The organism is Vibrio mediterranei, from assembly GCF_013364395.1.
GTDB lineage: Bacteria > Pseudomonadota > Gammaproteobacteria > Enterobacterales > Vibrionaceae > Vibrio > Vibrio mediterranei.
In genome coordinates, this window is record NZ_JABXGK010000001.1 from 1,599,652 (window position 1) to 1,614,578 (window position 14,927).

General features: G+C 45.7%; 12 protein-coding genes. 8 read left to right on the plus strand and 4 right to left on the minus strand.

Features of this window, described 5'->3' with window-relative positions:
- Positions 1 to 2: 2 nt before the first annotated feature.
- Both HOP38_RS07560 and HOP38_RS07565 read right to left on the minus strand, forming a co-directional pair.
- Entirely contained in the window at positions 3 to 500 is a 498-nt protein-coding gene (locus HOP38_RS07560; RefSeq protein WP_006072416.1) for a tripartite tricarboxylate transporter TctB family protein, read from the minus strand.
- A 214-nt stretch (positions 501 to 714) separates the two neighbouring features.
- Positions 715 to 1,689, minus strand: a complete 975-nt coding sequence (locus HOP38_RS07565; protein ID WP_038228532.1) for a tripartite tricarboxylate transporter substrate binding protein — start codon at positions 1,687 to 1,689, stop codon at positions 715 to 717.
- A 292-nt stretch (positions 1,690 to 1,981) separates the two neighbouring features.
- On the opposite strand from HOP38_RS07565, the gene HOP38_RS07570 reads away from it, so the two are divergent.
- The 6 genes from HOP38_RS07570 to HOP38_RS07595 all read left to right on the plus strand — a co-directional run bounded on the left by HOP38_RS07570 (position 1,982) and on the right by HOP38_RS07595 (position 10,604).
- Entirely contained in the window at positions 1,982 to 2,668 is a 687-nt protein-coding gene (locus tag HOP38_RS07570) for a GntR family transcriptional regulator (protein ID WP_006072419.1), read from the plus strand.
- A 72-nt stretch (positions 2,669 to 2,740) separates the two neighbouring features.
- Complete coding sequence (gene prpB / locus HOP38_RS07575) at positions 2,741 to 3,640, plus strand: methylisocitrate lyase (protein WP_062460608.1); 900 nt, start codon at positions 2,741 to 2,743, stop codon at positions 3,638 to 3,640.
- A 104-nt stretch (positions 3,641 to 3,744) separates the two neighbouring features.
- Entirely contained in the window at positions 3,745 to 4,875 is a 1,131-nt protein-coding gene (gene prpC / locus HOP38_RS07580) for a bifunctional 2-methylcitrate synthase/citrate synthase (protein WP_198557788.1), read from the plus strand.
- Positions 4,876 to 4,923: 48 nt separating this feature from the next.
- On the plus strand, positions 4,924 to 7,518 hold the full coding sequence (acnD, locus tag HOP38_RS07585; protein WP_198557789.1) for a Fe/S-dependent 2-methylisocitrate dehydratase AcnD: 2,595 nt from the start codon (positions 4,924 to 4,926) through the stop codon (positions 7,516 to 7,518).
- 10 nt (positions 7,519 to 7,528) lie between these two features.
- The gene (gene prpF / locus HOP38_RS07590) at positions 7,529 to 8,704 is read left to right on the plus strand and encodes a 2-methylaconitate cis-trans isomerase PrpF (protein ID WP_006072423.1); all 1,176 of its coding nucleotides are present in this window, start codon (positions 7,529 to 7,531) and stop codon (positions 8,702 to 8,704) included.
- Positions 8,705 to 8,723: 19 nt separating this feature from the next.
- On the plus strand, positions 8,724 to 10,604 hold the full coding sequence (locus HOP38_RS07595) for a propionyl-CoA synthetase (protein WP_124941134.1): 1,881 nt from the start codon (positions 8,724 to 8,726) through the stop codon (positions 10,602 to 10,604).
- A gap of 1 nt (position 10,605) precedes the next feature.
- Here the strand turns inward: HOP38_RS07595 and HOP38_RS07600 are convergent, their stop codons facing one another.
- Entirely contained in the window at positions 10,606 to 10,941 is a 336-nt protein-coding gene (locus HOP38_RS07600) for a hypothetical protein (protein WP_006072426.1), read from the minus strand.
- 176 nt (positions 10,942 to 11,117) lie between these two features.
- On the opposite strand from HOP38_RS07600, the gene HOP38_RS07605 reads away from it, so the two are divergent.
- Together HOP38_RS07605 and HOP38_RS07610 are read left to right on the plus strand one after the other, a co-directional pair.
- Positions 11,118 to 11,612, plus strand: a complete 495-nt coding sequence (locus HOP38_RS07605; protein WP_006072428.1) for a GNAT family N-acetyltransferase — start codon at positions 11,118 to 11,120, stop codon at positions 11,610 to 11,612.
- Positions 11,613 to 11,624: 12 nt separating this feature from the next.
- Entirely contained in the window at positions 11,625 to 13,157 is a 1,533-nt protein-coding gene (locus HOP38_RS07610) for a bifunctional NUDIX hydrolase/phosphatase PAP2 family protein (RefSeq protein ID WP_198557790.1), read from the plus strand.
- Positions 13,158 to 13,423: 266 nt separating this feature from the next.
- Here HOP38_RS07610 and HOP38_RS07615 read toward each other — a convergent pair whose 3' ends face one another.
- Positions 13,424 to 14,791, minus strand: coding sequence for an alanine/glycine:cation symporter family protein (locus HOP38_RS07615; protein WP_006072436.1), 1,368 nt, complete (start codon positions 14,789 to 14,791; stop codon positions 13,424 to 13,426).
- Positions 14,792 to 14,927 lie beyond the last annotated feature (136 nt).

Here is a 14,927-nt window from a genome sequence, read left to right on the forward strand (position 1 = left end):
TCCTACCAAAGAGTGAAGATGAGTCCAGGCTCTAGATAAATATCTAGTCCTTGCGTAAGCATGAGATAGAAAGCGATGACAAAAGGAAAAGAAGCACCAAGTAAAATGCTCTTACGACGTTCACCAAGTAAATAGAACCCAATCATTAAGAAGAAACCAGTAGCGAGGACAAATCCTAGATAGGTTAGTCCCAAGCCATATGCGGCCATTAACACCAAAAATCCAATCAGTAGTTTCCAATTGAAATCAGTGACGGCGCCGCTTTTTTCATTAGGTTGTCCGGTGACAAGAAGAATTACCGACAGCACAATACCAACAACGGTTAATATGCTTGGTAACGTTCTCGCGGTGAACGGTTCGTACTCATCCCCAGGAAACATTGGGATTAGCGATGTCTGGTATCCATAGCATAAGCAAAGGATCATAAATATCATCGCACCTACACGATCACGAGAAAGTAGATTTTCTTTCGTGAACAGCTTAGAGGTGAAATCTGACATAACTCACTCCAGGTAAAGAAAAGAGAAAAGGCCGTATACAAGGGATCGATGAGCGTCGACCAAGTGGGTAAGAGAACTCAGGACACAGTCTTTTTACCCAATAAACAAAGGAGTACTGCTAGAGCAATTACAAACTGAAGGATTCGTAGCTGCGTCTCATATACGGCAAAATATTGGCAAGAGGAGGGAACAGCAAATCCCTCCTTAGTGTTGCTTACTGTTTCAAGAAACCAAGTTCAGTCATGAGCGCGCCCATCTGCTTTTCTTGGTCTTCAAGGAATTGGTAAAACTCTTGATCAGGTTTGTAGTTGTCAATCCAACCATTGCGGTCACGAACTACTGCCCATTCATCAGTGGAGTACATTTTCGACAACGCTTCTGTCCACTCTTTGACTTTCTCTTCACTCGCCCCTGGAGCTGCGAAGAAACCACGCCAGTTAGCAAAGACAGTTTCGTTTCCATACTCGGTTAGTGTTGGAATATTCGGCGCTGCTTCGAGACGCTTCGGTGCAGTAACAGCAAGTACTTTGACTTGACCTGACTTCGACATTTCTAGCACTTCACCAAGACCTGTTGACAGAAGCTGGGTTTCGCCCGATAGAAGAGCGGCCATCGCTTTACCACCTGCATCGTAGGCAATGTAGCGTACCTTTTTCGCATCAAAACCTTCACCTTTAAATGCTGCCGCAACGACTAGGTGGTCCATGCTTCCTCGAGCTGAGCCTCCTGCAATTTTGACTTTACGAGGGTTCTCTTTGAAGTCAGCAACTACGTCTTCCCATGTGTTGTATGGAGAATCTGCTGGAGCAACAATAGCGCCATAGTCAGCAATCGTTGCTGCAACAGGTGTTAGGTCTCTAAATGATTGTGGAAAAACACCAGTCAATGAACGCACAACGATAGGAGTAGAGTTAACCATCAAAGTGTCTTCTTGGCGTTTCGCGGTTTCGATTAGGTGTGCAATTGCTTTACCACCGCCACCACCTGACAGGTTTTGAAAAGAAACATTGTCGACAATATCTGCTTTTACCAAGACATCACCTGTTCCGCGTGCTGTCATATCCCAACCGCCGCCAGCACCCCCAGGAATTAAGAAATGAATCTTCTCTAGATCTGCAGCATAACTACCAAAAGAAAGAGTAGTTGCCACAATCGATGCCGCTAGGGTCGGTTTTAGTGCCTTAAACATGTTCACGTTCCTTATGTTGACTTTATTGTCTGCCAGCAGAGGGATGCTGACTTGACCTCTATGGGTTAGCTAAAGGTTACGTACTTGTTACAAATGCATCAATAAAGTGCAGATATTGAGGATAAAGAACATAGGGTGAATTTTGTTCATAAAGTTCACACGTTGGTTTTTAAGTTAGACGTTAGTCTACATTGTCGACAATCCTGTTGAACTTATGGCATTAAGCTGCTTAAATAATGTTCATGTAATGAGAACTGTCAACAATGTAGTAAATTCTAAGGTGAGTATTGATATGAGTGCAGAACCAGTAATGAATGACGATGCGCCGTTAAAAGAAGCGACCAAGTCTGAAAATTTAACAGAACAGCTCATCGAAGAGATTGTTGAAGGGAGAATTGAATCAGGTAGCAAGATCTCTGAACCAGAGCTAGCAAAACGCTTTGAAGTGAGCCGTGGACCTCTTCGTGAGGCTATTATGCGCCTAGAAGGGTTAGGACTGATTGAACGAATTCCTCATGTAGGGGCGCGCGTGATTACCTTATCTCAAGATAAGTTGGTGGAGTTGTACTCCGTTCGTGAAGCTCTAGAAGGAATGGCGGCGAGACTGGCTGCACAAAACATCAGTGATAAAGAAGTTGGTGAGTTGGAAACGCTGTTAAACCGACACTCAGAGCATATAGACGAAGTGGATGGTGCTTCCTATTTCCACCAGCATGGTGATTTTGACTTCCATTACCGCATCATCAAAGCCAGTCAAAACAGTCAATTAGTAAACTTGCTATGCAATGAGCTTTACCACTTGTTGAGGATGTATCGATATCAATCACCTCGGACACAATCTCGTCCTGAGGCAGCGTTAAAGGAACATCTTTTTATTTTAGACGCGATTAAAAATCGTGATCCTGAATTGGCAGAACTGCTGATGAGAAGACACATTTCACGAAGCAAGGCGTTAATCGAAAAGAACCTAGACAGCTAATTCAATTTATAGATGACGCAGTAAAGATGTCCGGCACTGCGTTACATAAGGGAAAGTAACAAGGAGACAATCATGTCAGTATCCCCGGGACAACTATTCCGTGACGCCGTCACTAACGGTAACCCACTTCAAGTCGTTGGTACGGTAAATCCTTACTGCGCCATGATGGCAAAAAACGTTGGTCATCAAGCTATTTACTTGTCGGGTGGTGGCATTGCTAACGCATCGTATGGACTTCCTGACCTAGGTATTACTACCTTAAATGACGTCTTGGTTGATGTAGAGCGCATTACAAATGCGTGTGACTTGCCTTTGCTGGTGGACATTGATACTGGCTTCGGCGGCGCTTTTAACATTGCTCGTACGATTAAGGCGATGGAAAAAGCAGGGGCTGCAGCGGTGCATATTGAAGATCAGGTGGCTCAAAAGCGTTGTGGCCATCGCCCTAATAAAGCCATTGTTAGTCAGCAAGAAATGGTAGATAGAGTCAAAGCTGCGGTAGACGCCAAAACTGACGCAAGCTTTGTCATTATGGCCCGTACCGACGCACTGGCGGTTGAAGGGATGGATAAGGCTATTGAACGCGCGATTGCGTGTGTTCACGCGGGTGCTGACATGATATTCCCCGAGGCGATGACCTCGCTTGAACACTATCAGCAATTCAAAACGGCTTTGAATCAGGCTACAGGTAAAGATGTTCCGATTCTTGCCAATATTACCGAGTTTGGGCAAACCCCGTTATTTGGTTGTGACGAGTTGGCAAAAGTCGGCGTCGATATGGTCCTTTACCCGCTATCTGCATTTAGAGCGATGAACAAGGCAGCAGAGAATGTCTACCAGCATTTGCTAAGTGTTGGCAATCAAGAAGCGCTTACCGAGCAAATGCAAACTCGTGCAGAGCTCTATGCACATCTCAATTATCACAGCTACGAAGATAAACTGGATCAACTATTTACCGAAAGCAAATCCTAGGAATACAACGGAAGCTCAAGAAAACCATTTACTAACTTTATCCAATAACATGATGCCGCGTTAAGAGATCCCAAAAGGGACAAAAGCGGGAAAAGGAGTTCAAAATGCCTAATTCAGCCATAGGTGGAGCCGGTCTACGAGGCCAAAGTGCAGGTACGACAGCGTTATGTACAGTAGGTAAGTCCGGGACTGGTCTCACTTACCGAGGTTACGACATCACCGATCTTGCCAACAATGCACAATTTGAAGAAGTCGCGCACTTACTATTGCGTGGCCATTTACCTAATCAAACAGAGCTCGATGAATATAAGACCATTCTTGTGGGCTTACGTGGCCTACCTGAATCTTTGAAAAAGGCACTGGAGTTGATTCCCGCCGATGCTCACCCGATGGATGTGATGAGAACGGGTTGCTCGATGCTAGGTAATTTAGAGCAAGAACTAGACTTCTCACAACAAGAAGCGGCGACAGAGAGAATGCTTGCGCTATTTCCTGCGATTATCTGTTACTGGTATCGCTACAGTCATGATGGCGTGCGTATTGATACCAAGGACCAGTCAGAGGATTGTATTGGGGGCTATTTCCTGAAAATGCTGACTGATAAGTCGCCATCTGAGCTTCACAAAAAAGTGATGCATTGTTCGTTAATTCTTTATGCCGAGCATGAATTTAATGCCTCGACCTTTGCAGCTCGTGTTTGCGCGTCAACCTTGTCCGATATTCATTCCTGCATCACCGCAGCTATAGGCACTCTGCGTGGTCCATTGCACGGCGGTGCAAACGAAGCCGCCATGGATATGATTCAAGATTGGCGTAGCGCGGACGAAGCAGAAGCGAACATCATGCAGATGCTAGCCAACAGAGATAAAATCATGGGTTTTGGGCATGCTATTTACCGTGAGAGCGATCCGCGTAATGCACTCATTAAGCGTTGGTCAGAAGAGCTATCTACACAAGTTGGCGATACCTATCTTTACGATGTTTCGGTAAGGGTAGAAGCGGTAATGAAACGCGAAAAAGGTTTGTTCTGTAACGCTGACTTTTTCCATGCGTCGGCTTACCACTTTATGGATATTCCTACCAAACTGTTCACACCTATTTTCGTCATGAGTCGACTTACAGGTTGGGCTGCTCACGTTTATGAGCAGCGCGCAAATAACCGAATTATTAGACCAAGCGCGGACTATGAAGGCCCAGAAGCAAGAGAGTGGGTGGAAATCAACGAACGTGACTAACTGTGAATACTAAGCAGAGAAAAAAGAGCGTTTAGAAAGGATATGAGCATGTCTAATCAAACTATAAATTACCAATATCGCAAAGCTCTCCCCAATTCGCAGTTGGACTATTACGATGCCAAAGCTGCGGTTGATGACATAGAACCAGGAGCCTACCAGCACTTGCCATACACGTCTCGAGTTTTGGCAGAGAATTTAGTACGTCGTTGCGAACCGTCAGAGCTAGAGGAGTGTTTGTCTCAGCTTATTTATCGCCGTCGAGATAAAGACTTCCCTTGGTATCCAGCCCGCGTTGTCTGTCATGACATTCTTGGGCAGACTGCTTTGGTGGACTTAGCTGGATTGAGAGACGCGATAGCTAATCAAGGCGGCGATCCGGCCAGCGTCAACCCTGTTGTTGAAACTCAGCTGATTGTTGACCATTCATTGGCGGTTGAGCATGCCGGCTTTGAGGCTGATGCGTTTGAAAAGAATCGAGCCGTAGAAGAGCGTCGAAATGAAGACCGATTCCACTTTATCGAGTGGTGTAAAACCGCCTTTGAGAACGTTAGTGTAGTACCAGCCGGTAACGGAATTATGCACCAAATCAACTTAGAGAAGTTGTCGCCAGTCGTTCAAACTAAGCAAGGCGTGGCATTTCCCGATACCTGCGTCGGCACAGATAGCCATACGCCTCACGTTGATGCACTTGGTGTTATTGCCATTGGCGTTGGTGGTTTAGAGGCGGAAACGGTGATGTTAGGTCGACCATCCATGATGCGCTTACCAGATATTGTCGGGGTTCGTCTTGTTGGACAGCGTCAACCCGGTATTACCGCCACTGATATTGTGTTGGCGTTAACTGAGTTCTTGCGTGCTCAACGTGTAGTATCGAGTTATTTGGAATTCTTTGGTGACGGTACTAAGCATCTGACTATCGGTGATCGTGCCACCATTTCAAATATGACGCCAGAATACGGCGCGTCAGCTGGCATGTTCTACATTGACGAGCAGACTATTAACTATCTGAAGCTTACTGGTCGCGATGATGAACAAGTTAAATTGGTAGAAAACTATGCTAAGCAAACAGGGTTTTGGGCAAATGCTTTAGAAAGTGCACAATATGAACGAGTACTTGAATTTGACCTATCTAAAGTTGAAAGAACCTTAGCAGGTCCCTCCAACCCACATCGCCGATTACCAACTGCTGAGTTAAACCAGCAGGGTATTGCTGCACCTTGGGAGCAGACGCAAGATAAGATGCCAGATGGTGCTGTTATCATTGCGGCTATTACCTCCTGTACAAATACCAGTAATCCAAGAAATGTTGTGGCGGCAGGGTTGATCGCAAAAAAAGCCAATGAGTTAGGACTACTCCGCAAACCGTGGGTGAAATCATCATTCGCACCGGGTTCCAAGGTCGCCAAACTGTATCTAGAAGAAGCGGGATTGTTACCAGAACTCGAAACGTTGGGGTTTGGCATCGTCGCCTACGCTTGTACCACGTGTAATGGTATGAGTGGTGCGCTGGATCCACAAATTCAGCAAGAGATCATTGAAAACGATCTCTACACCACTGCTGTATTGTCGGGTAACCGGAACTTTGATGGGCGAATTCACCCTTACGCTAAACAAGCGTTTCTCGCCTCACCGCCATTGGTTGTTGCATATGCGATAGCAGGTACCATTCGCTTTGATATTGAGCGCGATGCTCTTGGTCTTGATGCTTCCGGTAACCCCATCTATCTCAACGATATATGGCCAAGTGACGAAGAGATCGACGCTGTAGTTAGCCAACATGTGAAACCTGAGCAATTTAACCAAGTGTATATTCAAATGTTCAAGCTGGATGAGGCCGAGAGAGCGAAAAGCCCACTCTATGACTGGCGTGAACGCAGCACTTATATTCGTAGACCGCCATACTGGGAAGGGGCGTTGACAGGTAAACGCACGTTGCGAGGAATGCGACCTTTAGCAGTATTGGGCGACAACATTACCACTGATCACTTGTCGCCATCGAACGCGATTCTAGCCACTAGTGCTGCCGGCGAATATCTGACAAGCATGGGCGTGCCAGAAGAAGACTACAACTCGTATGCAACCCATCGTGGTGACCACTTGACCGCGCAAAGAGCGACATTTGCGAATCCAAAATTGTTCAACGAGATGGTTAAAGAGGATGAACAGGTCGTTCAAGGATCTCTCGCTCGTATTGAGCCGGAAGGTAAAGTCACAAGAATGTGGGAAGCCATTGAGACCTATATGGCGCGTAAACAGCCGTTAATCATTGTAGCGGGTGCTGATTATGGGCAAGGTTCTTCGCGAGATTGGGCTGCAAAAGGTGTGCGCCTAGCCGGGGTTGAAGCTATTGCGGCAGAGGGTTTTGAACGAATTCACCGCACCAATTTAGTGGGGATGGGAGTACTACCTCTTGAGTTCAAAAAAGGTACCAACCGCAATACGTTAGCGCTTGATGGCACGGAACTGTACGACGTCGTAGGCGATATCAAAGCGGGTTGTGATCTTGCTTTAGTGATTACCCGAACCAACGGGGAAAAACTCGATGTGCCAGTGACTTGCCGCTTGGATACTGAAGATGAAGTTAAAGTCTACTCTGCTGGTGGCGTGTTACAGCGATTTGCTCAAGACTTCTTAGCACAGTAAGGGGAAAGGAATGATTAAACAAATTAAAATTCCTGCGACTTATCTGCGTGGCGGTACTAGCAAGGGGGTCTTTTTCAGCTTGTTGGATCTCCCTCTTGAAGCTCAGCAACCAGGAGCAGCACGAGACAAGTTACTGATGCGCGTAATAGGAAGTCCAGATCCTTATGCAAAACAGATTGATGGCATGGGAGGCGCGACGTCGAGCACCAGTAAAACGGTGATAGTGTCAAAAAGCACCCGTGATGATCACGATATTGACTATTTATTTGGGCAAGTTTCAATCGACAAGGCCTTTGTCGATTGGAGTGGTAATTGCGGCAACTTATCGGCTGCGGTGGGACCTTTCGCTATTCATAGTGGGTTGGTTGATAACGAGCGGATACCCGAAAACGGTATCGCGAAAATTCGAATTTGGCAGGCAAACATTCAAAAAACCATTATCGCTAACGTCCCTATTGTCGACGGCGAAGTGCAAGAGTTGGGTGATTTTGAGCTCGACGGAGTGACATTTCCGGCTGCCGAGATCGCGGTTGAGTTTGTTGACCCTAGTGACAGCAATGGCTCGATGTTCCCGACGGGCAACTTGATTGATGATCTAGAAGTGCCAAATGTAGGTGTCTTTAATGCGACCATGATCAGTGCGGGTATCCCAACAATTTTTATCGATGCCAAGGAACTAGGTTTATCAGGTGCTGAACTTCAAGATGACATTAACAGTGATGAGGCTTGGCTTGAAAAGTTTGAAATAATCCGAGCGCATGGTGCGGTAAAAATGGGCTTGATTGATTCGGTTGATCAAGCCGCGACTAGGCAGCACACACCGAAAGTGGCTTTTGTGTCGTCTGCAAAAGACTACGTTTCATCGAGTGGTAAGCCCATTGAGGCCAACAGCGTTGATCTATTAGCTCGTGCCTTGTCGATGGGGAAATTACACCATGCGATGATGGGCACTGCGGCCGTTGCCATCGCCTGCGCTGCAAGCGTAGACGGCACCGTCGTAAATTTGGCTGCTGGCGGAGGCAACCGAGAATCTGTGACGTTTGGGCACCCTTCTGGAACATTGAAGGTGGGGGCGGTTGCTTCACAGTCATCGAATGGCTGGACAGTAGATAAAGCAATAATGAGTCGAAGTGCTCGAATCCTTATGGAAGGTTGGGTTCGTGTGCCATCGGATACTATGAAATAGACATATTGGAGGACGCATTATGTCTGCATATCAACAAGAATATCAGTGGGCTGAGAAGCAACCAGAGTCTTTTTGGGAACATCAAGCAAGAGCCATTGACTGGTTTGAAGCGCCAAAAACCATACTTGAGAAAGATGAAAACGGCATCGAGCGTTGGTTTCCTGACGGTGTTATGAATACTGCTTGGTTAGCACTTGATTATCACTGCGAAAATGGGCGAGGGGAGAAAACCGCTCTCATTTACGACTCACCTGTCACAGGAACAAAGCAAAAGTATAGCTATTTTGAGCTTCGAGATAAGGTTGCAAAAATCGCGGGAATGCTTGCTAAACAAGGAGTGGTTAAAGGCGATCGTGTTGTTATCTATATGCCAATGATCCCGGAAGCGGCAATGGCAATGTTGGCTTGTGCACGTTTGGGGGCGATTCATTCAGTAGTATTCGGCGGCTTTGCACCAAACGAACTGGCTGTCAGAATTGAGGATGCTGAACCTAAAGTCATTATGACCGCGTCTTGCGGTATAGAAATCAATAAGGTTTTACCTTACAAGCCATTGGTTGACAAGGCGATCATGGATAGTCGTTGGAAGCCGAACAATGTATTTGTACTGCAACGTCCGCAATGTGAGGCAGAGCTGAATCAAGAACGTGATTTGGACTGGCAAACAGAATATGAATCCGCGTTGCCCCATGAATGTGTACCTGTGCTTGCCACTGACCCTCTATATATTTTGTATACGTCAGGAACGACTGGGAAACCAAAAGGTGTGGTGCGCGATAACGGTGGGCACGCCGTCGCTATGAAGTACTCAATGTCTGCAGTCTACAACATGCCAACTGATGGCGTATATTGGGCCGCGTCGGATGTAGGTTGGGTAGTAGGGCATTCTTACATTGTTTATGCACCGCTTATTCACGGTTGCACTTCAATTCTTTTTGAAGGTAAACCAGTAAGAACGCCCGACCCAGGTGCATTTTGGCGTGTGTGTGAAGAATATAATGTTCAAGTGCTGTTCTCTGCACCTACAGCGTTTCGAGCAATCAAGAAGGAAGACCCTGATGGCTTGGAGTTGTCTAAGTATGATATCAGCGGGTTAAAGAGCATTTTTATGGCGGGGGAGCGTCTCGACCCACCGACGTTAGAGTGGGTAGAAACACATACCAAAAAGCCAGTGATCGACCATTGGTGGCAAACGGAAACTGGTTGGGCTATCTCTTCTAACCCGTTAGGTATCGAGGTAATGGGTGTCAAAGCGGGCTCATCAACGAAACCAAGTCCAGGTTTTACCGTTGAGATTCTCAATGAAATCGGTGAGCCAGTTGGCGCTAATCAACAAGGTTTTGTCTCACTTAAACGTCCATTGCCACCAAGTTGCCTTACTACCGTGTGGCGCAATCATGACCGATTTGAATCGGGCTATTTAAGTCAGTTTGAAGGTTATTATGTCTCTGGAGATGGCGGTTATCTGGATGAGGATGGCTACTTATTCATTATGGGACGAGTGGATGATGTCATAAACGTAGCAGGACACCGCTTATCTACTGGTGAGATGGAAGAAATTGTTGGTGGACATCCAGCGATTGCAGAGTGCGCAGTTGTTGGTGTGCATGATGACCTCAAAGGTCAGTTGCCATTGGGCTTAGTGGTATTAAAAGATGGTGTCAAAGTTGATAGTGGGGAACTGGAACATGAATTGGTCGGTAAAGTTCGTCAGGAAATCGGTGCTGTTGCATGTTTCAAACACGCACTAGTAGTAGAACGATTACCCAAAACTCGCTCTGGTAAGATTCTACGTCGAGTTATACGCCAAATAGCCGACGGTGAAACCTACACTGTCCCTTCGACGATTGATGACCCAAGCAGCCTTTCAGAAATTGAACGAGCGTTGCATACAGACTGATTTAATTGTCATAAGGAACCGAACTCATCTGCCACATTTTAAGAACATGGTTCGGTTCCTCGCAGTTACCAAACAACATTTGATACTTAGGAGTAAAAGGTTCGCCGATATAGGTAGTACGGCTGAACTTTCCGGTCTTTAGGTCGACCTGTGTGACAACTCTTCCTTTAAAATTCTGAAAAATTACGAACTGCTCACTTTGAAATACTAACTGTTCTTGATAGAACCAAAAATGGTCGGTAGTAGCCGTTAACGTACATTTCATCGGCAAAGAAGCCAAAGAGTAGGGCGCCCATAATAGTAGGCCGAACAAAGTGCAAATCAGTGTACGTGACATATCATGCTCCTTATCGTTTTGGATAAGTATAGTCACTTGAGAGTGTGATATTCACCCACGAGACTCCCACATCATCTTTCGTTATGTTTTTTTATTTGCACATGCCTGACAAAACCCTCACACTAGGCGCACATTTGTAAACGACTTTCTCTTTTTGCAACATTTACCACGCGTCTATGACTGATTTAGCCTATAGAATTCGCTCTGCTAATACACAAGATTTGGAAACGCTAAATGATCTTATGTATGAGTTGCATGAGTATCATCACCAAGCTGTCCCCGAAGACTTCAAACCCGCATCAGAGGTGCAGGAAGAAAAGAGCATTGCACGTTACCTAGATTCACCTGACTGCTTGGTACTTGTTCTAACCATTGATGGCGACAAGCGCGTCCCTCAGATCGTCGGTTTTGTGACGGCGCAGTTTTGTGAACTACTGTCACCGATTAGTAAGCCTTGTTTAATAGGAAATATCGATGAGCTGTTTATAAAACCTGATTATCGGCATCATGGGTTTGCTCAAAAATTACTGAAAGAAAGTGAACGTCGTTTAATTGAGTTAGGGGCTAGTCAGATTATGGTTGAGGTCTGGGACTTTAATCACGCCGCTCTGAACTTATATAACAAAGAGGGATTTATCCCTCATATACATTGTCTTAGAAAAAAAATCTAATTAGGTATGTCTGTGACTCAACTTTTGAGCCATATTGCTTTTACGCTATTGCTTGCGCTACTAACAATACATCAGAGCTTTGCTGCTTCGGACATGTCGCCGAACGTAACGTCTAAGGTGCCAAACACCTCGTTCAATGAGCTGTCGGATAATCTCCGACAGCCTTTTGTGCATAATGATCCACCATTAGCTCCTACAATAAGAGGAGCATTGTGTTTGGTTCGTGCTGACGATCGCATTCTGCTGGTCGATGAAATCGTAACGGGAAAGCTATCTTTGCCGGGAGGAACGATTGATAATAACGAAGATCCACGACTCACTGCCCAACGTGAAACATGGGAAGAGGCAGGATTGGTGGTTGTCGTTGGTCAAGAGTTAGGCCGAACTAAACGTGCAGTGTTCTATGAGTGTAAGGTCGAGTCTGACATTATTGCTTACAGTGAGACGAATTATGGTCGAGGGGTAGAACTTCCTATTTATTTTGCACCCCATTTTGGTGTGGAGGTACGTAGTGCCAACCTACTGAGCCCAAAATCGGTATCATCGACCGAGTATCGATATCCTAGTCAGTGGCCGATGGTAGAATCTATGTTTGCTGCGATCCCGAATCAGCCTATCAGTTATATCGACAACCTAATCAGTTCTGCGCCAAAAGTTCATCAACTCGAATTGTCTTGGTTATCTAGTACACAAGAAGCGCTTGTTGCAGCGCCGAAGCAACTACAAGAGTTAGTTGTCTTAGGTGGTAATGTACTTTACATCGTGTTGCAGCCGTTACTACTTCTTTCATTCCTGCCACTGTTCATTTGGCTATGGGGGCGCTACTTTACCGCACAACTTATGTTTGCTGTGACGGCGACCTCGTTATTTATTTTGGTCGCAAAGCAGGGGTTTAGCTTTCCTGTTCCCCATGCTTATTTACCCACGCTTAACTATAACGAGCGAAGCGGGTTCAGCTTTCCCGACTTAATCATGGCGAATTGGATTTGTATTTCCAGTATCGTGGTGAGTCAAATACAGCCACGCCATTTGAGTAAGTTCGCCATCGCGGCTTTTTTGGTCACTATCATCATCGCGTTCTACCAATTTATAAGTGGGGGTGCATTCTTGTCGGACATGTTAGCCGGTGCAATTATTGGTGCGCTTGTTGGCTGGCATTTTATTAGGCATCATTTTAGCCTTGCGGTCATTGAAGACTACACGTTTACGCGGGTTAAAGTGTGGCTCATACTAACGGCGATTGCGGCCACCTGTGCTTATATCTGGCAATACCCATCATTTTTAAGCTGGTTAGCGCTGTGCATCGGAATGCTATTGTTCGCTGTCGCAAATGGCTATTGTCCGCCTCGTTCGAAGATGTGTCTGAAAGAGCTCCTCTGTTCTTTGGTACTTATTCTACTGTTGTTAATTGGCTATTTTCGTTTGGAAACCATGTTTGCGCACAGTGGTATTGGATCTTTGCTGTTACAAACATTGGTGATACCGGTGACTATTATGATTCCGGCTATTGTGATGATCGTGTTTCGTAAGAGAAACTGCCATTAAGACGTTTTAGTAAACGGATTAGCATTTGGCGTAGAAAGGTAACTCATGGTTTATGGATGACGTTAATCTATGGCTTCATTCATTCGGTAGGACATTCCTATGATCATTGCAATTATAGCGGCTTGTTGGGCGTTTATGGCGACATTGGCCACTCAATTAAACGGCGCAACCGATGCGGCACTAGATAGCGTTGCTGACATAATGTTTATGTAAAAAGAAAGGTCTGATTAAACATCAGACCTTTTCTAATTTAAGAGTTGATGACTCTATGCAATAACAGCCTCACGCTTGTCTTTAGAGGTCGAAGCAAAGTAGAGTTTAGTCTCTTCAATAACGACATTTCTGAGCAACACCAATCCAATTAGGTTAGGCACCGCCATTAAGCCATTCACGATGTCGGCAATAATCCAAATTATATCTAGGTGCAAGAAAGCGCCAGACGCGACCAAACCAACGAAGATGATCTTATAAGGTAATACCGCCTTGGTGCCCATGAGGAATACAACGCAACGTTCACCATAGTAATTCCAGCCAAGAATAGTAGTAAACGCGAAGAATATCAGTCCGATCGATACCAGTAGAGGACCGAGAGTATCCGAATTTAGACCGACAGCAAAAGCATGAGTGGTCATAGCTGCGCCAGCAAAATCACTTTGCCACGCACCAGTTAAAATCAATGCAAGGCCTGTCATGGTACAGATAATGATTGTGTCGATGAACGTACCCGTCATAGAGATAAGGCCTTGGCGAACACAGCTATCAGTTTTAGCCGCCGCCGCCGCCATTGGCGCACTGCCTAGACCACTCTCGTTAGAGAATACACCACGAGCAATACCGGATTGAATTGCCAGCATTATGCTGGCCCCAACGAAGCCCCCTGTTGCCGCTGTGCTAGTAAATGCAGATACTACGACAAGTTGAATTGCGGCACCTAGTTGCTCGGCGTTCATGACTATAACGCTCGAGCAGGCTAGTACATAAAACACCGCCATGGTCGGTACGACTTTACCTGCCACATTAGCAATAGACTTGATACCACCTAAGGTTACAAAGGCAACAAGAAGAGTAAGAACCGAAGCGGAGATCTCGCGAGAGATACCGAAAGAAATGTGGCTTGCATCCAGAATAGCGTTGACTTGCGGAAAGGTACCAATACCAAAACAAGCTACACCAAGAGCAAAGACAGCAAACATCGTGGCTAGGAACTTAGAACCAACACCATCGCGCAGATAGTACATAGGTCCGCCAAGCATCTGTCCTTTATCGTCTACTTTGCGATATTTAACGGCGAGCAAGCATTCGGCATACTTAGTAGCCATACCAAACAGCGCCGCTAACCACATCCAGAATAAAGCACCTGGGCCGCCTAGCTTAATTGCAGTTGCAACGCCTACGATGTTACCAGTCCCTATTGTCGCTGATAAAGCGGTACACAATGCAGCGAAGCTAGAAACATCACCATTACTGGATTTGTCTTTGCTGAATACGAGCTTGAGCGCGGTTGGAAGATGTCTAAATTGAAGTAAGCCAAGTCTAAACGTGAAGTATACGCCAGTACCAACAAGCAAAATGAGTAATGGTGGTCCCCATACAAAAGAGTCGATAGCTTGTAGTAAAGATTGAAGGTCGTTCATGATTTCCCCTTAATAAAACAAAACTTAAGGAGAAGAGAGAAGGGCAGTAATCCACAGACCGAAAATGATCTGAGTTCATTACCACTCAGTATTGACCGTAAACGGTTGTTCGTTACAGTAGAAATATGAGTTGTTC

Bases quoted from the DNA above. Each gene is read 5' to 3' on its own strand.
- HOP38_RS07560 (WP_006072416.1), bottom strand. From the start codon at position 500: ATGTCAGATTTCACCTCTAAGCTGTTCACGAAAGAAAATCTACTTTCT.
- HOP38_RS07565 (WP_038228532.1), bottom strand. From the start codon at position 1,689: ATGTTTAAGGCACTAAAACCGACCCTAGCGGCATCGATTGTGGCAACT.
- HOP38_RS07570 (WP_006072419.1), top strand. From the start codon at position 1,982: ATGAGTGCAGAACCAGTAATGAATGACGATGCGCCGTTAAAAGAAGCG.
- prpB (WP_062460608.1), top strand. From the start codon at position 2,741: ATGTCAGTATCCCCGGGACAACTATTCCGTGACGCCGTCACTAACGGT.
- prpC (WP_198557788.1), top strand. From the start codon at position 3,745: ATGCCTAATTCAGCCATAGGTGGAGCCGGTCTACGAGGCCAAAGTGCA.
- acnD (WP_198557789.1), top strand. From the start codon at position 4,924: ATGTCTAATCAAACTATAAATTACCAATATCGCAAAGCTCTCCCCAAT.
- prpF (WP_006072423.1), top strand. From the start codon at position 7,529: ATGATTAAACAAATTAAAATTCCTGCGACTTATCTGCGTGGCGGTACT.
- HOP38_RS07595 (WP_124941134.1), top strand. From the start codon at position 8,724: ATGTCTGCATATCAACAAGAATATCAGTGGGCTGAGAAGCAACCAGAG.
- HOP38_RS07600 (WP_006072426.1), bottom strand. From the start codon at position 10,941: ATGTCACGTACACTGATTTGCACTTTGTTCGGCCTACTATTATGGGCG.
- HOP38_RS07605 (WP_006072428.1), top strand. From the start codon at position 11,118: ATGACTGATTTAGCCTATAGAATTCGCTCTGCTAATACACAAGATTTG.
- HOP38_RS07615 (WP_006072436.1), bottom strand. From the start codon at position 14,791: ATGAACGACCTTCAATCTTTACTACAAGCTATCGACTCTTTTGTATGG.